The sequence below is a fragment of the Ruminococcus sp. 8Y-12 genome, from assembly GCF_058119865.1.
The window spans coordinates 3,338,449-3,360,697 of sequence record NZ_CM176623.1; the positions used below are offsets into that span (position 1 = coordinate 3,338,449).

Sequence of the window (22,249 nt, forward strand, 5' to 3'; positions counted from 1 at the left end):
TGGGGGTTCAGGTGAAATGATACAGACCCCCTCGGTTCCGCGTCCGCAGAGGCCCGTGCTGTCAGGGGGTGGGAGGTGATTTTGCGGTGCCCAAATGGTGCCCAACTTTACAAAACCACGTTGTCACAGCTTATGCCGCTTTATTCGCGGGACTTGAGAAAACGGCCATTTCATGCAGGTTTGCGCCGTCTGCCCATGAAACGATTTGACGCCTTATAACGGCTAATTTGACTATACAGGCAATAAAACATATAATTTTTTGCCAGCTGGTTTTATTCCATTTGGCGCAATGAAGTCAAATTCGTACAGATAGTAGTATATAGTGGGCAGGACCTTTCCTTAAATATTACAGAAGGGACCTGCTCACTTTGTTTGTGGAGATGTGGCTTTTCACTAAAAGTTGTGATATAATGTACGGGAGATTTACGGAAACCGCGGCCTGATCCGCAGATTTACAGAAAAGGATAAGGAAAGAATGGACTGTAAAACAGCACAGAGTATGGTGACCCCATACATTCGAAGAGAGCTGGATGACAGGGAACTGGAAGAGTTCCTGGAGCACATCGAAGAGTGCCGGGAATGTCATGAGGAATTGGAAATATATTTTACCATTCATTTTGCACTGCAAAAGCTGGATGAAGATAAGAATATTTCTTATAATATACAGCAGATGCTGAAAGATGATCTGGAGGCATCCAGCTGGCGCATACGCCGCAGAAAACTTCTGAGGTTTTGGAGTTACGGAATCATGCTGGTTGCGGAGGTGCTGCTGACCGTGGTGCTATTGACACAGATCGAGCTGTGGGACAGAGGGGCGATTGAGGAGACTCTTGTTTACCAGTTGATGTACGGTGAGGAGATACAGGAGGAAACAATGCCTCAAACGACTCTGACAACGGAGAGTCAGACCACTGCTCCAGAGTCGGGCAAGAAAGAGGAGCCTGTTTCCGAACTGCCGGAGGAACCACGGACCGGGCCTTTGATGCCCAGAGACAAGGTGGAAAAGGGGCAGTTTGAGATTCCGGATGAAAAGATCAAGGACAGAATAGAATAGTAGAATAGGACGGAGAACGGAATGAACGAAAAAATTGTATTGATAGATGGACACAGTATACTGAACAGAGCCTTTTACGGGGTGCCTGATCTGACCAATTCTGAGGGTCTGCACACCAATGCGGTGTATGGCTTTTTAAATATAATGTTTAAGATACTGGATGAGGAGCAGGCGCAGTACCTGGCAGTGGCTTTTGACTTAAAAGCGCCCACTTTCCGCCATAAAATGTATGACCAATACAAGGGCACCAGAAAACCAATGCCCCAGGAGCTGCACCAGCAGGTTCCTGTGATGAAAGAGCTCCTCACAGCGATGGAGATTCCTCTGCTGGAACTGGAGGGTTATGAGGCGGATGATCTTCTGGGAACAGTGGCAAAGAGGATGGAGCGGGAGGGACTGGAGGTTTCGGTGGTCTCCGGTGACAGGGACCTGCTCCAATTGGCGTCAGACCACATTAAAATCCGCATTCCGAAGACTAAGAGAACCGGCACGGAGATAGAGGATTACAACACAAAAGACGTTCTGGAAAAGTATCAGGTGACACCCCTGCAGATCATTGAGCTGAAAGCCCTTATGGGGGATGCGTCAGACAATATTCCGGGTATCCCGGGCGTGGGGGAAAAGACGGCGGCAAAGATCATTGGAGCCTACGGTTCCATAGAAAATGCCTATGCCCATGTGGATGAGATCAAACCGAACAAAGCCAAAGAGTCCCTGCAGCAAAACTATGACAAGGCGCAGCTCAGCAAAGAGCTTGCCACCATAGATGTGGACAGTCCCGTGGCTTTTGAGCTGGAAAATGCCAGGATCGGCAGCCTGTATACAGAAAAGGCGTTTGAGATCTGCAAGCGACTGGAGTTTAAAAACCTTCTCTCCAGATTCTCCTGTGAGGCACCGGCTAACCAGGTGACAGAGGCATTTTGCAGGGTTGTACAGCTTCAGGATGCGGAGCAGGTATTTGAGAGAGCAAAACAGGCAGAGCGGGCAGGGATTGCTTTTCTGATACAGGATAAAAGATTTTACGGTGCAGCCGTTGCCTTTGGGGAGAAGGATATCTACTACCTGCCGGCAGAGGGGTTTTTGACCCAGGAATATCTTTGCGCCAGGACACAGGAACTGCTGGAGGCGGTTCCACAGGCAGGAACCCTGAACCTAAAGGAACAGCTCCCCTGGATGCATGTTGACCGCAGGGAGCGGATGGTCGACCTGGCCATTGGAGCCTATCTGGTGAATCCACTAAAGGATACCTATTTATATGATGATGTGGCAAAAGAGTATCTCGGTATGGTCATTCCCTCCAAGACAGAGCTTTTAGGTAAGACCGGGTTTGCCTCCCCGGAGGAGGAAGCGCTCACTACCTGTGCCTGCTATCTGGGATATACAGCCTGGGCGGCTGTCCCAGCTGTGATGAACAGGCTGGCAAAGCTTGGCATGGAACAGCTTTTTTGGAAGATTGAGATGCCTCTGGTGTATACGCTTTACGATATGGAGCAGGCTGGAATCCAGGTGGAGGCCCAGGCCCTGAAGATTTACGGAGAGCAGCTACAGGGCAGAATCGTGGAGCTGGAGCAGGAAATCTGCAGACAGGCAGGGGAGACCTTTAACATCAACTCTCCCAAACAGCTGGGAGTGATTTTGTTTGAGAAGATGAAGCTGCCCGGAGGGAAAAAAACCAAGACCGGATATTCCACCGCAGCGGATGTGCTGGAGAAGCTGGCCGGGGAATATCCGATTGTGACATTGATACTGGAGTACCGCCAGCTGACAAAATTAAAGTCCACTTATGCAGACGGGTTGGCGGTGTATATCGGGGAGGATGGCAGAATCCACAGCACCTTCAACCAGACCATAACAGCAACCGGACGCATCAGCAGCACGGAGCCAAACCTTCAGAATATTCCTATCCGCATGGAGCTGGGAAGGCTCATCAGAAAAGTGTTTATCCCAAAGGAGGGCTGCGTGTTTGTGGACGCAGACTATTCTCAGATTGAGCTTCGTGTGCTGGCCCATATCTCCGGTGATGAGACTCTGATACAGGCTTACCGGGAAGCGAAGGATATCCACCGCATCACTGCGTCCCAGGTGTTCCATATACCATTTGACCAGGTAACGGATTTGCAGAGAAGAAATGCCAAGGCGGTAAATTTTGGTATTGTATACGGAATCAGTTCCTTTGGACTGAGCCAGGATTTAAGTATTACCAGAAAAGAAGCTTCCGAGTATATTGCGCAGTATTTTGTCACCTATCCTAAGATAAAGGAATTTTTGGACAGAACTGTGGAGGAGGCAAAGAGAGAGGGCTATGTATCCACTATGTTTGGCAGACGCAGGCCGGTTCCGGAGCTTCGGTCCAGCAATTTTATGCAGAGATCTTTTGGAGAGAGGGTGGCCATGAATGCCCCTATTCAGGGGACAGCTGCGGACATTATCAAGATTGCTATGGTGAGGGTGAATGAGAGACTCAAGGCTGAGAAGCTGAAGTCCAGACTGATTCTTCAGATACACGATGAACTTCTCATTGAGGCAGCCATAGATGAGCTGGACGAGGTGAAGCGGATTCTCTCCCAGGAGATGCAGGGAGCGGCCGAGCTCTCAGTTAACCTGGAGATAGATATGCACACAGGAAATAATTGGTATGAGGCGAAATAGGATGAAAATATTGGGATTGACCGGCGGTGTGGGCGCTGGCAAAAGTACGGTGCTGGAATACCTCTCCAAGAGATATCACGCCAGAGTCATACAGGCAGACCAGGCAGCCCATCTTTTGATGGAGCCTGGGCAGGTGTGTTATTACAAAGTGGTGGAGGCGTTTGGAAGCGGTATATTAAACGGGGACCAGACCATCTGCAGGAGCAAGCTCTCTGCAGTGGTTTTCCGGGACCTGGAAAACTTGAGCAGGCTAAACAGTATGGTTCACCCTGCTGTAAAGACGTATATCATACAGGAGATCGAAAAAGAACGGGCTGCGGGAAATGTCCCTTTTCTGGTGATCGAGGCAGCGCTTCTAATTGAGGACCACTATGATGTGATCTGTGATGAACTGTGGTATCTACATGCAGACAGAGAAGTGCGCAAAAAGAGGCTGATGGCCTCCAGGGGATACTCGGAAGAAAAGGTGGCGGATATCATGAAAAACCAGCTTTCAGAGGAAAAGTTTCTGGAGCATTGTCAATTTGTGGTTGACAACAGCAGCGATTTTATAGAAAATACATATGAGCAAATTGACAGAGGGCTGGTGGAACATGGATTTTTGTAGTATAACAAGCGGAAGCAGTGGAAACTGCATTTATGTGGGCTCAGATCAGGCCTCGATCCTGATTGACGCAGGTATCAGCGGTAAGCGGATTGAGATGGGACTAAATTCCATTGAGCGGACCACTTCGGATGTGGATGGTATTTTCATTACCCATGAACATTCGGATCATATCAAAGGTCTGGGAGTGCTTGCCAGAAAGCATAACATCCCCATCTACGCAACGGGGGGGACCATAGAGGCGATTAAGCGGTGCAGCTCCCTTGGAAAGATTGATGAAGGGCTTTTCCGGGAGATCAGAGCGGACGAGGCATTTCATATAGAAGACTTAGAGATCGCTCCCTTTGCAATCTCCCATGACGCGGCGGAGCCGGTGGCTTACCGGGTAAACCATGGGGAACAGTCTGTGGGGGTGATCACAGACCTGGGGGTATATACAGACTACACGGTGGAACATTTACAGGGGCTGGATGCGGTATTGATGGAGGCGAATCATGATATCAATATGCTGCAGGTGGGAAGCTATCCTTATTATCTAAAGCAGAGGATTTTGGGAAACAGGGGACACCTCTCCAATGAAAATGCCGGGAGATTGCTGTGCGAGATTTTGCATGACGGGATGAAGGCAGTGATGCTGGGGCATCTGAGCAAAGAGAATAATTATGAGGCCCTGGCTTTTGAAACCGTGTGTTCGGAGGTTACCCTTGGGGATAATCCCTATAAGGCCAAGGATTTTTTTATCAGTGTGGCGAAGCGGGATGAGGTTTCCGCGTTAGTAAGTATATAGAAGGAGAATAAAAAGATGAAGAGAACTATTATCACAGTAGTGGGAAAAGACACCGTTGGAATTATCGCAAAGGTATGTACCTACCTGGCGGACAATAATGTAAATATTTTGGATATCTCTCAGACGATTGTACAGGGATTTTTTAACATGATGATGGTTACGGATGCCAATCAGGCGGCCAAAGGGTTCGGAGAACTGGCAAAAGAGCTGGAGCAGCTGGGAGATGAGATTGGTGTGAGTATCCGCTGCCAGCACGAGGACATCTTTAACAAGATGCACCGCATCTAAGGAATAGAGAGGAACCATAGCTATGATAAACATGTTTGAGGTTAATGAGACAAATAAAATGATCACCCAAGAGAATCTGGATGTGAGAACCATCACACTGGGAATCAGCCTGTTGGACTGCGTGGATGCAGATCTGGAGACAGTCAACCGGAATATCTACGAGAAAATAACAGGAATGGCAAAGGATCTGGTCTCCACAGGGGATAAGATTGAGCGGGAATTCGGCATTCCAATCGTAAACAAGCGTATCTCCGTAACGCCTATCGCGCTGGTGGGCGGCAGAGCCTGCAAATGCCCGGAGGACTATGTGACCATTGCAAAGACTCTGGACAGAGCGGCGCACCAGGTTGGGGTGAACTTCATCGGAGGCTACTCGGCTCTGGTGTCCAAGGGAATGACAAAGAGCGACGAATACTTGATCCGCTCCATTCCTCAGGCCCTGGCCCAGACGGAACGGGTGTGCAGCTCCGTGAATGTGGGTTCCACCAAGTGCGGCATCAACATGGATGCTGTACGTTTGATGGGAGATATGATTTATGAGACAGCACAGTGTACAAAGGAGAATGACTCCCTGGGATGTGCCAAGCTGGTAGTATTCTGCAACGCGCCGGACGACAACCCCTTTATGGCTGGTGCCTTTCACGGGGTGACGGAGGCGGATGCCATCATCAATGTGGGCGTGAGTGGGCCGGGGGTGGTCAAGACCGCACTGGAACAGGTGAGGGGAGAAAACTTTGAGGTGCTCTGCGAGACAATCAAAAAGACGGCTTTTAAGGTGACACGTGTGGGACAGCTGGTTGCACAGGAGGCATCCAGACATCTGAATGTTCCATTCGGTATCGTAGATCTGTCCCTGGCTCCCACTCCTGCGATTGGAGACAGTGTGGCGGATATTCTATGCGAGATCGGTCTGGAGTATGCGGGGGCGCCTGGAACGACCGCAGCCCTGGCGCTGCTCAATGACCAGGTGAAAAAGGGCGGTGTGATGGCATCCTCCTACGTGGGCGGACTCAGCGGCGCTTTTATTCCGGTCAGCGAGGATCAGGGAATGATCGACGCTGTTCAGGCGGGAGCGCTGTCTCTGGAGAAGCTGGAGGCAATGACCTGCGTCTGCTCCGTTGGCCTGGATATGATTGCAATTCCGGGGGACACCAAGACAACCACCATTGCCGGAATCATTGCAGATGAGATGGCAATTGGTATGATCAACCAAAAGACGACTGCGGTTCGTCTGATCCCGGTGATCGGTAAGGGAGTGGGTGAGATCGTTGAGTTCGGCGGCCTCCTGGGGTATGCGCCGATTATGCCGGTGAATAAGTTTGGATGTGATGCCTTTGTAAACAGGGGTGGACGCATACCGGCGCCTATACACAGTTTTAAGAATTAGAGGTAACACAATGGCAAAGGATATGACCGTTGGAAAACCGGGCAGGACACTCTTCTTTTTTGCCGTGCCCATGGTTCTGGGGAATTTGTTCCAGCAGTTTTACAATATTATTGACTCGATCATTGTGGGGAATTTTGTGGGAGCGGACGCCCTGGCGGCAGTGGGGGCCTCCGCTTCCATTACCTTTCTCTTTGTGGCCATAGCCACAGGGCTAAGCATTGGTTCCTCCGTCATCATATCCCAGTATTTCGGGGCCAAGCGCTATGGGGAGATGAAGACTGGAATCTACACACTTCTGTTCACTGCCCTGGCGGTGAGCGCCCTGCTCACAGGAATCGGGATACTGGGCACTGACGGAATTCTCCGGTTTATGAACACTCCGGAGAATATATTTTCGGATGCATCCATGTACCTGAAGATTTATTTTGGAGGAATGATTTTTTTATTTCTCTACAATTCTCTGACAGCTGTGTTTAACGCCATGGGGGATTCTGTTTCTCCTCTTGTGTTTTTGGCGTTCTCATCCTGCTGTAACATAGTGCTGGACTTGTATTTTGTGAGAAGCCTTCACATGGGGGTGGCGGGGGTTGCCTGGGCAACGCTGATCTCCCAGGGGATATCCATGGTAATCTCTTTTCTGTGGATGAATGTGAGGATGCGCAAGCTGCACATCAAAGATGCCTTTCGTCTTTTTGACGTCAGAATTTTAAAGACCATCTGCAGGATTGCCATTCCGTCCATGCTGCAGCAGTCCATGGTTTCTGTGGGGATATTGCTGGTGCAGAGGTTGGTAAACGGGTATGGATCTGTGGTGATGGCGGGCTATGCCGCAGCTACAAAGATTGACAATATCGCCATACTGCCCATGGTAAATGTAGGGAGCGCTGTCTCCACTTTTACAGCTCAGAATATAGGCGCGGATAAGCCGGAGAGAGTGAAGAAAGGGTTGAACTCAGGGATGATCATGAGCGTGGGGATCGCCATAGTTGTCTCAGCAGTCCTGTTCCTTTTTGCGGATGTGTTTGTGGGAGCCTTTATGGATACCCAGAGCAACCGGGAGGCCATCGCGGTGGGAGTGGACTATCTTCAGGTGGTGGGAATGTGTTACATTCTCATGGGAATTATGAACTCCTACACAGGCATACTCAGAGGCGCGGGAGATGTGAAATGGTTTCTGGCCGTCACTCTGTTTAACCTGGGAGCCAGAGTGGCTCTGGCTTATTTGCTCTCGCCAGTCTTTGGTTACCGGGCAATCTGGTGGTCCATCCCCATCGGCTGGGTGATTGGTCTGGTGCTGGGAATCATACGCTATCGAAACGGCGGCTGGAAAGATGCAAAGCTGATTTAGAAAAACCAAATATGTCAAATGACAGGGAACTTTACCGTGAATTCGTTGTAAGGTTCCCTGTTATATTTTGCAGTGACAGCGCTGTGGTAAACCTGTGAGGCAAAGAGATCACTTTTCAGCAAAGCCTGCCCCTCACTGTCTAAAAGTGCACAGGCATCCGCCAGCTTAGTGATAAGAGGCAGTGAACAGCATGTTTTGATCTGCTTTAACAACGGTGAGCTCTCTTTTCGAATGCCCAAAACCCTCAGATAGCGGTGGCAGCCGGAAGACTTTAAGGAATTTACCAGATCCGTACGGATGCCGAGAAGCAGGTGCAAGAGGCAGCGCCGGATTCTCCCTTCTGTGTACTGTCTGGTTTTTATTATTGAGACAAAGCTGTCCAGATCCCTGAAATGGGGGATCTGCGCATAGATACGTTTCGCCAGATCCGCAGATATGTCAAGATACTGCGTAAGCTCTTCGCAAGAGGACACCATGAGCAGCCGATAGTGCAGCATGACAGAAAAATCGGATGCCGTAATCGGACATGAGCGGCCAAAGGCTTTCTCCAGCACAGGGAATGCATTGCCCGGGATTTCAGACTTCAGAGGCGTCAGAAGATCAGCGGGCCGCTGCATACTTTTCAGCAGCTGGGAAGGTGCGTAAAGTATTTTACGAATGGAGGTGGCAGAGCTGAACGTGCCGTCCAGGAAATCCTGATGGTAACTTCCCCCCTCTCTCTGAATGGTTATGGGCTGGATGCTGCTTCCCAGAGTGCGGAGGGCCTTGAGGTATTCGATGCCTAATATGTTGTTGGGGTCCTCCAGCAGGGGAGGCAGAATAGTGCTTTCGGACTGGTCAGGGCAGGTTCTCAAAAGATAGTTTTTAAGTGCCTTCTGCCTTGCAACAGGAAAGCCATCACCCTGGCTAAGATATTCTCTTAGCATACAGCGGTAATCTAGAGGTTCCTCAAAGAGGATATCGGCGGCCCTGGAGAGCAAACTGATATCCCCGCATTCGCTTCCGAAACAGAGTGTATTTACGATACCCAGTGAATGCAAAAGGGATACTGCACCCAGGGAAAAATACTCAGCACTTCCGCAGGCATAGACAGCTGGCAGTTCAAGCACCAGATCCGCACCGCAGCGCAGGGCCATTTCAGCGCGGGAAAATTTATCTATAATAGCAGGCGTTCCCCTCTGTACAAAATCACCACTCATCACCACTATACAGTAGTCTGCCCCGGATTGTTTCTTAGACTGCTCTATGTGGTAGGCATGGCCATTGTGGAAGGGATTGTATTCAGTAATTATACCAACGGTTCGCATAGTAATCTCCTTTTTAGCTGTATGATATCATACGGCTTATTATAATGCCTGTCTAAAGAATTGTATAGCCGAATCAAATGATATTATCTATTTTTACCAAGTGTGTCAGATTCACACATTGGTTATCCAACAAATTAAAAGCTTCCTCCACATCCTATAAGTAAACGAAAGGCACCGCGGCAAAGAGTAAGATCACACTTAGCTGGAAGATGGTTAAAGGTGCAAGTGGATACGTTATTTCAAAAAGGACCGGCAAATCTTATAAAAAAGTGGCGGAGGTAAAAGGAAACAGGAGCCGGATTCCACGTGAGGGATTCCGGCTCCTTAATTGCAGTATGAACAGTAACTTTTTAACAGTGTGTATACAAAAAGATACACAATTCCTGGTTGAAATTGACAAGCCCAGGGGATATAATGAAAATATTGATAAATACGAAAGGAGTCAGAAATCATGGGATTTATTGACGTTATTAAAGCGAGAGCAAAAGCAGACAAAAAGACAATCGTGCTGCCAGAGACAGAAGATCGTAGAACATACGAAGCCACCGCACAGATTTTAAAGGAAGGACTTGCCAACATTGTACTGGTGGGAAGCGAGGAAGAGATTAAAAAGGGCAGCGAGGGGCTGGATATTTCAGGGGCCAAGATCGTAGATCCCGCTACAAGTGAGAAGACAGCAGCATATATCGATAAACTGGTAGAGCTGAGACAGAAGAAGGGTATGACACCAGAGCAGGCAAAGGAGATTTTGCTGAATCAGTACCTGTACTATGGCGTTATGATGGTAAAGATGGGGGATGCGGACGGAATGGTGTCCGGAGCATGCCACTCTACTGCAGATACCTTAAGACCCTGCCTTCAGATCCTGAAGACAAAACCGGGAACAAAACTGGTTTCCGCCTTCTTCCTAATGGTGGTTCCGAACTGTGAGTACGGTGCTGACGGCACCTTTGTGTTTGCAGATTCCGGACTGAATCAGAACCCCACACCTGACGAACTGGCAGCCATCGCAAAGTCCAGCGCAGATTCCTTCCAGCTGCTGGTTGATAAGGAGCCGGTAGTTGCTATGCTTTCCCACTCCACCATGGGCAGCGCAAAACATGCGGATGTAGATAAAGTGGTGGAAGCTACTAAGATTGCAAAGGAAGCATATCCGGAACTGAAGCTGGACGGAGAGTTCCAGTTAGATGCAGCCATCGTGCCCAGCGTAGGTGCTTCCAAAGCACCGGACAGCCCGGTTGCAGGCAAAGCAAATGTACTGATATTCCCGGATCTGGATGCCGGAAATATTGGATACAAGCTGGTTCAGAGACTGGCTAAAGCAGAGGCATACGGTCCGGTAACCCAGGGAATCGCAAAACCGGTCAATGACCTCTCCAGGGGATGCTCTGCGGAGGATATCGTGGGTGTGGTTGCCATCACAGCGGTACAGTGCCAGGCTGAATAAGGAAGTATACATAAATGTTCGTTTAGGAGGAGAAAATAATGAACGTATTAGTTATCAACTGCGGAAGTTCATCGCTGAAATATCAGCTGATTAACTCCGATACAGAGGATGTGCTTGCAAAAGGACTCTGTGAGAGAATCGGAATCGACGGGAGACTGGTGTACCAGAAAGCAGGCTGTGACAAAGAGATCACGGAAGCTCCCATGCCCACCCACAAAGAGGCGATCCAGATGGTTCTGGACGCCCTGGTAAATGAGAAAACCGGTGCAATTAAGAGCTTGAAAGAGGTAAACGCAGTTGGGCACCGCGTAGTACATGGCGGAGAAAAGTTTGCCTGCTCTGCGGTTATCAATCAGGAGATGCTGGATGCAGTGGTTGAGTGCAATGATCTGGCACCGCTGCACAACCCCGCTAACCTCATCGGTATCCGTGCCTGTGAAGAGCTGATGCCGGGTGTGCCTATGGTAGGCGTATTTGATACAGCGTTCCATCAGACCATGCCCCCGAAAGCATATCTGTACGGGCTTCCCTATGAGTACTACGAGAAATATAAAGTGAGAAGATATGGTTTCCACGGTACCTCCCACAGCTTTGTTTCAAAGCATGCGGCTGAGTTTATGGGATTGGATATCAACAACTCTAAGATTATTGTATGCCATCTGGGCAATGGCGCTTCCATCAGTGCTGTGAAGGATGGAAAATGTATTGACACATCCATGGGTCTGACTCCTCTGGAAGGTCTGGTAATGGGTACACGTTCCGGAGATATTGATCCGGCAATTATGGAGTTCCTCGCAAAGAAAGAGAATCTGGATATAGCCGGGGTGATGAACGTGCTGAACAAGAAGTCCGGTGTATACGGTCTCTCCAAAGAGCTTTCCAGCGATTTTAGAGATCTGGAAGATGCTATGGATGCGGGAAATGAGTACGCAAAGAACGCTATGGAGGTATTCTGCTACCGCGTAGCGAAGTATGTGGGTTCCTATGTGGCAGCCTTAAACGGTGTGGATGCCATTGCATTTACAGCGGGTATCGGAGAGAATGGGGGAATCGTGCGTGAGAAGGTTTGCTCTTACTTCGGTTATCTGGGAATTGAGCTGGATGCTGAGGCCAACAAAAAGAGAGGCGAGGACACCTTGATCTCCACTCCGGAATCCAAGGTGAAAGTTGCCATTATCCCCACCAATGAGGAGCTGGCAATTTGCCGTGAGACAGTGGCTCTTATCTAAAAGGAGCGAGTAGAATAATTGTTACCTGCCCGGCATTCATATTGCCGGGCAGGTTGTACGGAACAGTTTAGGCGGGGGGACGCTTCCTTCGGCGCAGGGCTATGTTTCGGGGACGCGTGCAGTATTCCGATGAACTATCTGCTAACTACAACTAAGACGCTCAGGAAAGCCTTCGCGTCTAAGTTTTTGTAAGCAGAGGATTTCATCTACATTAAAAACGCACGCCAATTGTCCCCGAAACATAGCCCTGCGCCGAAGGAAGCTGTTTCCCATAGGCGGGAGACGCCAACGCCCGGGAGAGTCCGGTTGGAAACCTACGTACAGCCCTTCTCCATCTGAACGGCTAGGTTTGTGTGTTGTTACTATTCACAGCCCTGCAAAAAACGCAGTTCTGTGAACAGCAACACGCTCCGCGATGCACAGATATGGGGTATTGTGCCCCATATCGCGCTGGCTGCCTCGGGATTTTCATGCGCAAGCGCATAAAAACACCTCGCGGAACAGTGGCTGTGAATAGTAATGTGTGTTACTACTTTCTGTATAAATTCGAAAATAGATGTTGACAAAAACTTACAGCATATGTATAATAATTTAGGTGTGAATAGGAGATCCTTTATGCTTATTGACTTGACTCAGATTACAAAAAACGAGGGAAAGGTAATACAGACAGAAGTAGTGTACGAGCCAGAACAGTTTTGTTTGGATTCGGACAAATTTCCTATCATAAGCAAGTCTCCGGTTTCCCTGCGGATTAAGAACAAGGGAGATCAGGTGTTGCAGATAGCAGGGAAGATGGAACTGGTTGTTCTGATTCCGTGCAGCCGGTGCCTGGAGGATGTAAACACAGAGCTGTCCATCGAGTTTGAAAAAGAGGCGGACATGAAGCTCACGGCATCTGACAAGATTGAGGCATTGGATGAGCAAAACTATATAGATGGATATAACCTGGATGTGGATAAGCTTGTCTATGGTGAAATATTGCTGAATTGGCCGGTGAAGGTGCTGTGCAGGGAGGACTGTAAAGGACTCTGCAGTGTCTGTGGCGTCAATTTAAACCTACAGACTTGCGACTGTGATAGCACAGATTTAGATCCAAGAATGGCCAAAATCCGTGATATCTTTAGCAAATTTAAGGAGGTGTAAACCATGTCAATCTGTCCAAAAAATAAATCTTCCAAGGCAAGAAGAGATAAGAGAAGAGCAAACTGGAAGATGAGCGCTCCCAACTTAGTTAAGTGCAGCAAATGCGGAGAGCTGATGATGTCCCACAGAGTGTGCAAGAACTGTGGCACATACAATAAAAAAGAGATTGTATCTGTTGACTAACGGCAGATGTGAAATGTAGGACTTTCTGAATCAGAAGGTCCTATTTTTACATTCAGGGCCAATTTTGGACTTTTGTTTTTAGCAGATTTGACAGTAAAATAGATATTGATTTTTATAATGATGTCTAGTATATTATGTATAGGTATAGGAGGAAAGATTATGCAGGACTTAGTTAAGGTGGTAGTCGATGCCATGGGTGGAGACAACGCACCTGCAGAAATCGTGAAAGGCGCAGTCGAGGCAGTCAACTCCAGGGAGGATATCTTCGTATATCTTACCGGAAAAAAAGAGGCTGTAGAGAATGAGCTGCAAAAGTATACCTTTCCAAAAGACCGTATACAGGCAGTAAATGCTGAGGAAGTGATTGAGACAGCAGAGCCGCCGGTTATGGCCATTCGCAGAAAAAAGGATTCATCCATCGTAGTCGGGATGAATATGGTCAAGAAAAAGGAAGCAGATGCCTTTGTGTCCGCAGGAAGTACAGGCGCCATCCTGGTGGGTGGGCAGCTGATTGTGGGCCGTATTAAGGGGATTGAAAGGCCGCCATTGGCGCCGTTGATTCCCACAAAGGATGGGGTAGCGCTGCTAATTGACTGCGGGGCAAATGTAGACGCCAGACCTTCCCATCTGGTACAGTTTGCTCAACTGGGTTCCATCTACATGGAAAATGTGGTGGGAGTCAAAAACCCCCGTGTGGGTATTGTAAACATCGGTGCAGAAGAGGAAAAGGGAAATGCGCTGGTGAAGGAGACATTTCCGCTGCTGAAAGAGTGCACAGGCATCCGCTTCATCGGAAGCGTGGAGGCCAGGGATATTCCTCAGGGCGTCTGTGACGTGGTGGTCAGTGAGGCCTTTGTGGGAAATGTGATCCTGAAGCTCTATGAGGGAGTAGGGGCTACCCTCATCAGTAAAGTGAAGAGCGGGATGATGACGTCTCTTCGGAGCAAGATCGGTGCGCTTCTGGTGAAGCCCGCACTGAAAGAGACCTTAAAGTCCTTTGACGCCAGCCAGTACGGAGGCGCTCCTCTGCTGGGACTCAACGGCCTGGTGGTAAAATCACACGGCAGCTCCAATGCGGTGGAGATCAAAAACTCCATCATTCAGTGTGTCCAGTTTAAACAGCAGAAGATCAACGAAAAAATAAAAGAGAATATTATTCTAAAACAGTAACTATTCAGCAGGTCTGCGCAGACCGTGAGTAAATGATTCAGGAGTGCAAAATCCCATCACCGAAGGTGATTTTAAATGGATTTTTGCATGTAACTGTGAAGGTACTGAACAGTTACCTAAAAAATAACGATGGAGAGGATTGAACATTATGGAATTTGAGAAATTACAGAAAATTATCGCTGAGGTATTAAACGTAGACGAGGAAGAGATCACCATGGATACCACATTCATTGATGACCTGGGAGCGGACTCCCTGGATGTATTCCAGATTATCATGGGGATTGAGGAAGAGTTTGATATCGAAATTCCAAATGAAGAGGCTGAAAAAATTGTTTCCGTAGGGGACGCAGTGGAGCAGATTAAAAAAGCATTAAACTAGAAAGCATGAAACGAATACGAGATTAGACAATGTAGGGTGTTGCAGTGCAGCACCCTTTCTACAATCTATAAGGAAGACAATACGAAAAAGGAGGCACGGATGGACAAGAAATTTGACTTAAGGAAATTGGAAGATAAGATTGGATACTGTTTCCAGGACTTCTCCCTGTTTCGGCAGGCCATGACCCACAGTTCCTATGCCAATGAGCACAGGGGGGAAGGGTTTAAAGACAATGAGCGGCTGGAATTTTTGGGGGATGCGGTGCTGGAGATCATCAGCAGTGAGTTTTTGTTTCACGAATATCCGACCCTGCCGGAGGGAGATTTGACAAAGCTAAGGGCAAGCATCGTCTGTGAGCCCACGCTGGCTCTGTGTACAAGGGAACTAGAGCTGGGACAGTTTCTATACCTTGGACGAGGGGAAGAGCGCACAGGGGGCAGAGGAAGGGATTCCATCGTTTCCGACGCAATGGAAGCGCTGATCGGCGCCATCTATCTCGACGGTGGTTTTGCTAGTGCAAAAGAGTTTGTGCATAAGTTTATACTGACGGATATTGAGCACAAGAAGCTCTTTTATGATAGCAAGACTATTTTGCAGGAGATCGTACAGAGAGATTTCAAGGGTGAGGAGATTACCTACCAGCTGGTAGGCGAGGAGGGACCTGACCACGACAAAAAATTCCTGGTGGATGTGCTGGTGGGGGATAAGACAGAGGGCCATGGTATCGGCAGAACCAAAAAGTCTGCGGAGCAGGAAGCGGCCTACCGCGCCATCATAAAGCTGAAAGGGAAGACAGAAGAGACATGTATTTAAAGAGCATTGAAGTGCAGGGATTCAAATCCTTTGCCAATAAAATCGTTTTTCAGTTTCACAATGGCATCACCGGAATTGTGGGGCCAAATGGGAGTGGAAAGAGCAATGTGGCGGATGCGGTGCGCTGGGTTTTGGGAGAGCAGAGGGCCAAGCAGCTTAGAGGGGCCAACATGCAGGATGTCATTTTTTCCGGGACGGAAAACAGAAAGCCTCTGGGTTACGCCCACGTGGCCATTACCCTGGACAACTCCGACCATCAGCTTCCCATTGACTACGAGGAAGTGACTGTGGCCAGGAGAGTGTATCGCTCAGGGGAAAGTGAGTATCTGATCAATGGGACGGCCTGCCGGCTGAAGGATGTCAACGAACTGTTTTACGATACGGGAATCGGAAAAGAGGGATATTCGATCATTGGTCAGGGCCAAATTGACAAAATCTTAAGCGGCAAGCCGGAGGAACGCAGGGAGCTCTTTGACGAAGCGGTAGGAATCGTAAAATTCAAGCGCAGAAAATATGCGGCCCAGAAAAAGCTGGAGGATGAACGGCAGAACCTGGTGCGCGTCAATGATATCCTCAGCGAACTTACCAAGCAACTGGGGCCTTTAGAGCGCCAGGCAGAGACGGCCAGGGTTTACCTGAAGAAAAAGGAAGAGCTGAAGACCTGTGATGTGAATATGTTCCTGATGGAGATGGAGCGGATAAAATCACAGCTCTCGGAAGCGGAGGAAAAGCTCTCTGTGTCAGAAGAGGAGATCCGGGAGACGAAATCCGCCTATGAAAACACAAAGGCAGAGTATGAGAAGCTGGAGGAAGACATTGAGGCTTTGGATGCCCGGATTGCAGGAGAAAAGGAGCGGTCCACAAAGAACCAGCTTTTAAAACAGCAGTTGGAGGGTCAGGTCAATGTGTTGCGGGAGCAGATTAACACAGCCCGGTTAAATGACGAGCATCTGCAGAACCGTATCCAGGTCATTGAGCGCGATCTGGCTGGGAAAGAGGAGCAGGGAAAAAAGGAAGAAGCAGATCTGGCACTATTAAAGGAACAGCTGAGTCAGGTTCAGGAGGAGGAAGAGGACTCCAAGCTGGAGGCAGATGCGCTGACGGCAAGTCTTTCCCACCTGGAGACAGAGATTGAGGGCGGAAAAAATGAGATCATCCGCCTCCTAAACCAACGGGCTTCCACAAAAGCCAAACTGCAGCGCTACGATACCATGCTGGAACAGATCAACATTCGAAAAGCCCAGCTCAGCCAGAGGGTGCTGAAGCTGAAGAGCCAGGAATCGGAACAGGGAGATCACCTGACAGATAAGAAGGCGCGTTATGGGGAGATCTGTGGGGATATTGAGACGCTCTTGTCAGAGAGCAGAGGCTATGAGGAAAAAGTGGGACAGCTTCAGCAAATACTGATTGAGCAGAACAAAAAGGTGGAGACCGGGCAGGCGGCCTATCACAGGGAAGCATCGCGTCTGGAGTCTTTAAAGAATATCACTGAGAGGTATGATGGTTACGGAAACAGTATCCGCAGAGTCATGGAACAAAAGACAAGGGAGCCAGGGCTTTTAGGTGTGGTTGCAGATCTGATTAAGGTGGAGAAGACCTACGAGACGGCAGTGGAGACAGCCCTGGGAGGCAGTATACAGAATATTGTGACAGAAGATGAGAGTACTGCAAAGAGAATGATTGAATTTCTGAAGAAAAATAAATTTGGGCGGGCTACCTTCCTGCCCTTGACAAGTATAGGGAATAAAAACAGTTTTCATAATGACATGTCACTAAAGGAGGAAGGCGTGCTTGGACTTGCCAGCACCCTGGTAAAGGCAGAGCCCAAGTACGAGGGGCTGATTAAATATCTTCTGGGCAGAACGGTAGTGACGGACAATATTGATCACGCCATTGCATTGGCCAGGAAATACCAGCATTCCCTGCGTATAGTCACCCTGGAGGGAGAGTCTTTAAGTCCTGGTGGTTCCATGACAGGAGGTGCCTTTAAGAACAGCAGCAACCTGCTTGGAAGGAGGCGGGAGATGGAGGAACTCTCTGAGAGCGTGATCCTCCTGAAAAAAGATCTGGAAGAGCTTAGGCAGGCTATAGATGAAAATAGAGATAAGCGGAATAAACTGCGCGCCCGGATTGTAGAATTAAATGGGAAGCTGCAGGAGCAGTATCTGCTCCAAAACACTGCAAAGATGGAAATCAGCCAGTTGGAGAGCAGGCAGACAGAGACACAGAAGGGCTACGCACAGCTAAAGCGGGAGTCTGCGGACATCGAAGGCCAGGTAGTCCAAATCCGGGAGGAGCAGGGGGAGATCCAAAAAGAGCTGGAGGAATCCATGCTCCGGGAAAGAGAGCTGGAGGAGCAAATCGCAGACCTGCAGGGCAAACAGGAGGAGGAGCGCCGTATTCAGGAGGAGCACAGCGCACATTCCGAAAAGATTCACCTGAAGCTGGCCCAGGTAAAGCAGCAGGCAGATTTTGTGCGCCAAAATCTGGAGCGAATCCGGGGAGAACAGCGGATGCTCTCAGAGGAGAGGGGCAAGGTGCAGGCCGGTATCGGTGAGAGCACAGCAGATATAGAGAAAAAACAAAGAGATATTGCACAGATTCAGCAGACCATTGAGGCGGCGGCCCTGCAGGAGGAGCAGGCCAGAGATGAGATGGAGGGTTTGGCAGAGCAAAAGGAGGCATTAAACCTCTCCCACAAATCCTTTTTTGCAAAAAGGGAAGAGCTTTCCGAAAAGATCAGTATCCTGGACAAAGAGAATTTCAGGCTAAATGCCCAGAGAGAGAAGCTTGAGGAGGCAAAAGAGACTCAGATCAACTATATGTGGGAGGAGTATGAGCTAACCCCTGCAGCGGCAGCAGGGCTGAGGGATGCTTCCCTTGACAATGCGGCCCAACTGAAAAAGGCGATTCAGTCATTAAAGGGGGAGATCAGGTCATTGGGAAGCGTCAATGTAAACGCAATCGAGGACTTCAAGGAGCTCTCCCAGCGTCACAGCTTTTTGGCGGAGCAGCATGATGATCTCATCGCTGCGGAGGAGGCCCTGATGGAAGTGATCGAGGAACTGGACGCTGGCATGCGCGCACAGTTTCAGGAGCGGTTTGCACTGATTCAGACGGAGTTTGACAAGGCGTTTAAGCAGCTCTTCGGGGGCGGCAGGGGCAGCCTGGAGCTGGTGGAGGACGAGGATATCCTGGAGGCTGGCATCCGCATTATCTCCCAGCCCCCGGGGAAAAAGCTGCAGAATATGATGCAGTTGTCCGGTGGGGAAAAGGCTTTGACAGCCATAGCGCTTCTGTTTGCCATACAGAATCTGAAGCCTTCCCCCTTCTGCCTGCTGGATGAGATTGAGGCTGCGCTGGATGAATCCAATGTTTCCCGGTATGCCGGATACCTGAAAAAGTTGACAAAGAATACACAGTTTATTATTATTACTCATAGACGCGGCACAATGGCAGCGGCAGACAGGCTTTACGGCATTACCATGCAGGAGAAGGGAGTCTCCGCTCTGGTTTCCGTAAACCTGCTGGAGGATGATTTGGAGTGATGGAGGAGAAATATGGAAGAAAAAAAAGGGTTTTTTAAACGTCTGGTGGAAGGGCTTTCTAAGACGAGAGCCAACATCGTTTCCGGAATTGATTCGATTTTTAGCGGTTTTTCCAGTATAGATGAGGATTTTTATGAGGAGATCGAAGAGATTCTGGTCATGGGAGATTTGGGCATCAATGCCACAACGGCAATCATAGAGGATTTGAAGGGTAAGGTTAAGGAACAGAGAATCAAAGAGCCTGCCCGGTGCAAACAGCTTCTGATTGACAGCATTAAAGAGCAGATGAACGTTGGAGAGACGGCTTACGAGTTTGAGAAGAGGCAGTCTGTTGTGCTGGTAATAGGAGTGAACGGAGTGGGAAAGACCACAAGCGTGGGGAAATTGGCCGGCAAACTGAAAGACCAGGGAAAAAAGGTGGTGCTGGCCGCAGCGGATACCTTCCGCGCCGCAGCGGGGGAACAGCTTAGCGAGTGGGCAAACAGGGCAGGGGTAGATATCATCTCCGGACAGGAGGGATCAGACCCCGCGGCTGTGGTCTACGATGCCATTGCGGCTGCCAAAGCCCGCAGTGCGGATGTGCTGCTCTGTGACACAGCAGGCCGCCTGCACAATAAGAAGAATTTGATGTCAGAGCTGGGAAAGATTAACCGGGTGATTGAGAGAGAGTATCCTGAGGCTTATCGGGAGACATTGGTGGTCCTGGACGGCACCACGGGGCAGAATGCCCTGGCCCAGGCCAGAGAGTTCAGTGATGTGGCGGATATCACTGGTATCATTCTCACCAAGCTGGACGGTACGGCCAAGGGAGGAATCGCCGTGGCGATCCACTCAGAGCTGGGAATCCCGGTGAAGTATATCGGCGTGGGGGAGAGTATTGACGATCTGCAGAAATTTGACGCGGACCAGTTTGTAAACGCACTTTTTGACGTACAGCAGGATACGGAATAATTGGAGGAAGATAAGATGTTAACACTGGAAAAATTTGAGGAAGCTTCGGAGATAGTCAAGCAGGTCACACAGGAGACAAAACTGGTTTACAGCAAGTATTTTAGCGAGCAGACCGGGAACAAGGTCTTTCTGAAACCTGAAAATATGCAGTTGACTGGAGCCTACAAGGTCAGGGGAGCTTACTACAAGATCAGCACTCTGACGGATGAGGAGCGCGCCAAGGGGCTGATCACTGCTTCTGCCGGCAATCATGCCCAGGGTGTGGCCTACGCGGCCAAGGCTTTTGGGGCCAAGGCAGTGATCGTGATGCCTACGACCACTCCTCTGATCAAGGTAAACCGTACGAAGAGCTATGGCGCTGAGGTGGTGCTCTATGGGGATGTGTACGATGAAGCCTGTGACCATGCCTATGAGTTGGCAGAGAAGGAGGGGTATACCTTCATCCATCCCTTTGATGACCTGGCGGTAGCTACCGGTCAGGGAACGATTGCCATGGAGATTGTAAAAGAATTGCCATTGGTAGATTACATACTGGTTCCCGTGGGAGGGGGAGGACTGGCAACGGGCGTTTCCACCCTGGCCAAGCTTTTGAACCCCAATATTAAGGTGATCGGTGTGGAGCCGGCGGGAGCCAACTGTATGCAGGAGTCCATCAAGTCGGGGGAAGTGCTCACTCTGGATCATGTCAACACCATCGCGGATGGAACCGCAGTGAAGACCCCCGGGGAGAAGATATTCCCCTATCTGCAGCAGAACCTGGACGGCATTCTCACAGTGGATGACGATGAGCTGATTGTGGCTTTCCTGGATATGGTGGAGAACCATAAGATGATCGTAGAAAACTCCGGACTTTTGACTGTGGCTGCCCTTAAACATATGGATGTAAAGGGGAAGAAAATCGTATCAATCCTAAGCGGAGGAAACATGGATGTGATTACCATGTCATCGGTTGTGCAGCTGGGACTGATACAGAGGGACCGTATCTTCACCGTGTCCGTGCTTCTGCCTGATAAGGCCGGGGAGCTGGTGAGGGTAGCAACTGTGATTGCCAATGAGCAGGGGAATATCGTGAAGCTGGACCACAACCAGTTTGTAAGCACCAACCGGAGTGCGGCGGTAGAGCTGAAGATTACCCTGGAGGCGTTTGGAACGGAGCACAAAAACCGTATTGTGGATGCGCTGAAAGAGCACGGCTACAATCCCAAGCTGGTCCGTCCCAATCTCTAAGGTGATTGTAATGTACCAGTGGATAAAAAGACGCCTGGACCCCTGGGTGAAGTTCTACTCTATTATTCCGTTGATTACCATGTTTGCCTTCAACTCCATAATTTATTGGACCACCATGTACCTGTGCGGTAACCTGTATCACTATGATTTTACCCTGGAATTTGACCGGGCAGTTCCATTTGTCCCGCAGTGGGTTTACATTTATCTGGTGTGTTATCTGTTCTGGATTGTAAACTACATCATGTCAGCCAGGTTTGGAAAGGAGCGGTTCTACCGATTCGCAGCTGCGGACCTGTCCTCCAGGGTGGTGTGTCTGATCTTCTTTGTGCTGCTGCCAACCACCAACATCCGTCCGGAGGTGGTGGGAAGCGGAGCTGCACAGGACCTGGTGCGCTGGCTCTACACAGCGGACCAGCCGGTAAACTTATTTCCGTCCATTCACTGTCTGGTAAGCTGGTTTTGCTTTATAGCCATCCGGGGGCGCAGGGAGATACCCCGGTGGTACCGGATCTTCTCCTGCATTTTCGCTCTCGCTGTGATAGCTTCCACACAATTCACAAAGCAGCACTACATTGTGGATGCCATTGGAGGTGTATTTTTGGCAGAAATTGCCTGGTGGCTGAGCAATCGGTATTCGTATTATAAAATAATTAAGAAAGTTTTTGAAAATATTAATTGTAAGCTGGAGCGAATATTGATAAAATTGTGATGAAAATATGAGTATGCAGTGCCGAG

Annotated in this window: 19 protein-coding genes; 18 read left to right on the top strand and 1 reads right to left on the bottom strand. The window is 49.3% G+C overall.

Annotated elements, in window-relative coordinates:
• Window positions 1-475: 475 nt before the first annotated feature.
• The 7 genes from AC0THY_RS13005 to AC0THY_RS13035 are packed head-to-tail and all read left to right on the top strand — an operon-like array spanning window position 476 to window position 8,117.
• Window positions 476-1,054 (top strand): zf-HC2 domain-containing protein, encoded by a 579-nt coding sequence (locus AC0THY_RS13005; protein ID WP_489991025.1) that lies wholly within the window; start codon window positions 476-478, stop codon window positions 1,052-1,054.
• Window positions 1,055-1,075: 21 nt separating this feature from the next.
• Window positions 1,076-3,703 carry a DNA polymerase I gene (gene polA, locus AC0THY_RS13010; RefSeq protein ID WP_489991026.1) on the top strand — a complete coding sequence of 876 codons (2,628 nt, stop codon included), beginning with the start codon at window positions 1,076-1,078 and terminating at the stop codon, window positions 3,701-3,703.
• Between the two features lies 1 nt (window position 3,704).
• Window positions 3,705-4,310 (top strand): dephospho-CoA kinase, encoded by a 606-nt coding sequence (gene coaE, locus AC0THY_RS13015; RefSeq protein WP_489991027.1) that lies wholly within the window; start codon window positions 3,705-3,707, stop codon window positions 4,308-4,310.
• Complete coding sequence (locus tag AC0THY_RS13020) at window positions 4,297-5,094, top strand: MBL fold metallo-hydrolase (protein WP_489994195.1); 798 nt, start codon at window positions 4,297-4,299, stop codon at window positions 5,092-5,094. Before coaE ends, AC0THY_RS13020 begins: the two co-directional genes overlap by 14 nt.
• A 15-nt stretch (window positions 5,095-5,109) precedes the next feature.
• Window positions 5,110-5,382, top strand: coding sequence for an ACT domain-containing protein (locus tag AC0THY_RS13025; RefSeq protein WP_489991028.1), 273 nt, complete (start codon window positions 5,110-5,112; stop codon window positions 5,380-5,382).
• Between the two features lie 22 nt (window positions 5,383-5,404).
• Entirely contained in the window at window positions 5,405-6,769 is a 1,365-nt protein-coding gene (locus tag AC0THY_RS13030; RefSeq protein WP_489991029.1) for a PFL family protein, read from the top strand.
• A gap of 10 nt (window positions 6,770-6,779) precedes the next feature.
• Entirely contained in the window at window positions 6,780-8,117 is a 1,338-nt protein-coding gene (locus AC0THY_RS13035) for an MATE family efflux transporter (RefSeq protein ID WP_489991030.1), read from the top strand.
• Window positions 8,118-8,131: 14 nt separating this feature from the next.
• Here AC0THY_RS13035 and AC0THY_RS13040 read toward each other — a convergent pair whose 3' ends face one another.
• Window positions 8,132-9,424 (bottom strand): nucleotidyltransferase, encoded by a 1,293-nt coding sequence (locus AC0THY_RS13040; protein WP_489991031.1) that lies wholly within the window; start codon window positions 9,422-9,424, stop codon window positions 8,132-8,134.
• A 451-nt stretch (window positions 9,425-9,875) separates the two neighbouring features.
• Here AC0THY_RS13040 and pta point away from each other — a divergent pair, with 451 nt between their 5' ends.
• The 11 genes from pta (at window position 9,876) to AC0THY_RS13095 (ending at window position 22,223) form a co-directional block, all read left to right on the top strand.
• On the top strand, window positions 9,876-10,871 hold the full coding sequence (gene pta / locus AC0THY_RS13045; protein ID WP_489991032.1) for a phosphate acetyltransferase: 996 nt from the start codon (window positions 9,876-9,878) through the stop codon (window positions 10,869-10,871).
• A gap of 38 nt (window positions 10,872-10,909) precedes the next feature.
• Window positions 10,910-12,100 (top strand): acetate kinase, encoded by a 1,191-nt coding sequence (locus AC0THY_RS13050; protein WP_489991033.1) that lies wholly within the window; start codon window positions 10,910-10,912, stop codon window positions 12,098-12,100.
• A 615-nt stretch (window positions 12,101-12,715) separates the two neighbouring features.
• Window positions 12,716-13,243: a YceD family protein gene (locus AC0THY_RS13055; RefSeq protein WP_489991034.1), complete on the top strand. Its 528-nt coding sequence runs from the start codon at window positions 12,716-12,718 to the stop codon at window positions 13,241-13,243.
• 3 nt (window positions 13,244-13,246) lie between these two features.
• Window positions 13,247-13,426 (top strand): 50S ribosomal protein L32, encoded by a 180-nt coding sequence (rpmF, locus tag AC0THY_RS13060; protein WP_489991035.1) that lies wholly within the window; start codon window positions 13,247-13,249, stop codon window positions 13,424-13,426.
• A 159-nt stretch (window positions 13,427-13,585) separates the two neighbouring features.
• Window positions 13,586-14,596 carry a phosphate acyltransferase PlsX gene (gene plsX / locus AC0THY_RS13065; protein ID WP_489991036.1) on the top strand — a complete coding sequence of 337 codons (1,011 nt, stop codon included), beginning with the start codon at window positions 13,586-13,588 and terminating at the stop codon, window positions 14,594-14,596.
• Between the two features lie 148 nt (window positions 14,597-14,744).
• A complete protein-coding gene (gene acpP, locus AC0THY_RS13070; RefSeq protein WP_489991037.1) occupies window positions 14,745-14,975 on the top strand; it encodes an acyl carrier protein in 231 nt (76 codons plus the stop codon).
• A gap of 99 nt (window positions 14,976-15,074) precedes the next feature.
• The gene (gene rnc / locus AC0THY_RS13075; RefSeq protein ID WP_489991038.1) at window positions 15,075-15,788 is read left to right on the top strand and encodes a ribonuclease III; all 714 of its coding nucleotides are present in this window, start codon (window positions 15,075-15,077) and stop codon (window positions 15,786-15,788) included.
• A complete protein-coding gene (smc, locus tag AC0THY_RS13080; RefSeq protein ID WP_489991039.1) occupies window positions 15,779-19,336 on the top strand; it encodes a chromosome segregation protein SMC in 3,558 nt (1,185 codons plus the stop codon). Before rnc ends, smc begins: the two co-directional genes overlap by 10 nt.
• Before the next feature lie 12 nt (window positions 19,337-19,348).
• Window positions 19,349-20,287, top strand: coding sequence for a signal recognition particle-docking protein FtsY (ftsY, locus tag AC0THY_RS13085; protein WP_489991040.1), 939 nt, complete (start codon window positions 19,349-19,351; stop codon window positions 20,285-20,287).
• Window positions 20,288-20,302: 15 nt separating this feature from the next.
• Window positions 20,303-21,514: a threonine ammonia-lyase gene (gene ilvA, locus AC0THY_RS13090; RefSeq protein ID WP_489991041.1), complete on the top strand. Its 1,212-nt coding sequence runs from the start codon at window positions 20,303-20,305 to the stop codon at window positions 21,512-21,514.
• A 10-nt stretch (window positions 21,515-21,524) separates the two neighbouring features.
• A complete protein-coding gene (locus tag AC0THY_RS13095; protein ID WP_489991042.1) occupies window positions 21,525-22,223 on the top strand; it encodes a phosphatase PAP2 family protein in 699 nt (232 codons plus the stop codon).
• The last annotated feature ends 26 nt before the right edge of the window (window positions 22,224-22,249 follow it).

Bases quoted from the DNA above. Each gene is read 5' to 3' on its own strand.
- acpP (WP_489991037.1), top strand. From the start codon at position 14,745: ATGGAATTTGAGAAATTACAGAAAATTATCGCTGAGGTATTAAACGTA.
- AC0THY_RS13025 (WP_489991028.1), top strand. From the start codon at position 5,110: ATGAAGAGAACTATTATCACAGTAGTGGGAAAAGACACCGTTGGAATT.
- AC0THY_RS13030 (WP_489991029.1), top strand. From the start codon at position 5,405: ATGATAAACATGTTTGAGGTTAATGAGACAAATAAAATGATCACCCAA.
- coaE (WP_489991027.1), top strand. From the start codon at position 3,705: ATGAAAATATTGGGATTGACCGGCGGTGTGGGCGCTGGCAAAAGTACG.
- plsX (WP_489991036.1), top strand. From the start codon at position 13,586: ATGCAGGACTTAGTTAAGGTGGTAGTCGATGCCATGGGTGGAGACAAC.
- AC0THY_RS13020 (WP_489994195.1), top strand. From the start codon at position 4,297: ATGGATTTTTGTAGTATAACAAGCGGAAGCAGTGGAAACTGCATTTAT.
- AC0THY_RS13040 (WP_489991031.1), bottom strand. From the start codon at position 9,424: ATGCGAACCGTTGGTATAATTACTGAATACAATCCCTTCCACAATGGC.
- AC0THY_RS13005 (WP_489991025.1), top strand. From the start codon at position 476: ATGGACTGTAAAACAGCACAGAGTATGGTGACCCCATACATTCGAAGA.
- smc (WP_489991039.1), top strand. From the start codon at position 15,779: ATGTATTTAAAGAGCATTGAAGTGCAGGGATTCAAATCCTTTGCCAAT.
- rpmF (WP_489991035.1), top strand. From the start codon at position 13,247: ATGTCAATCTGTCCAAAAAATAAATCTTCCAAGGCAAGAAGAGATAAG.
- AC0THY_RS13095 (WP_489991042.1), top strand. From the start codon at position 21,525: ATGTACCAGTGGATAAAAAGACGCCTGGACCCCTGGGTGAAGTTCTAC.
- rnc (WP_489991038.1), top strand. From the start codon at position 15,075: ATGGACAAGAAATTTGACTTAAGGAAATTGGAAGATAAGATTGGATAC.
- AC0THY_RS13055 (WP_489991034.1), top strand. From the start codon at position 12,716: ATGCTTATTGACTTGACTCAGATTACAAAAAACGAGGGAAAGGTAATA.
- AC0THY_RS13035 (WP_489991030.1), top strand. From the start codon at position 6,780: ATGGCAAAGGATATGACCGTTGGAAAACCGGGCAGGACACTCTTCTTT.
- polA (WP_489991026.1), top strand. From the start codon at position 1,076: ATGAACGAAAAAATTGTATTGATAGATGGACACAGTATACTGAACAGA.
- ftsY (WP_489991040.1), top strand. From the start codon at position 19,349: ATGGAAGAAAAAAAAGGGTTTTTTAAACGTCTGGTGGAAGGGCTTTCT.
- AC0THY_RS13050 (WP_489991033.1), top strand. From the start codon at position 10,910: ATGAACGTATTAGTTATCAACTGCGGAAGTTCATCGCTGAAATATCAG.
- pta (WP_489991032.1), top strand. From the start codon at position 9,876: ATGGGATTTATTGACGTTATTAAAGCGAGAGCAAAAGCAGACAAAAAG.
- ilvA (WP_489991041.1), top strand. From the start codon at position 20,303: ATGTTAACACTGGAAAAATTTGAGGAAGCTTCGGAGATAGTCAAGCAG.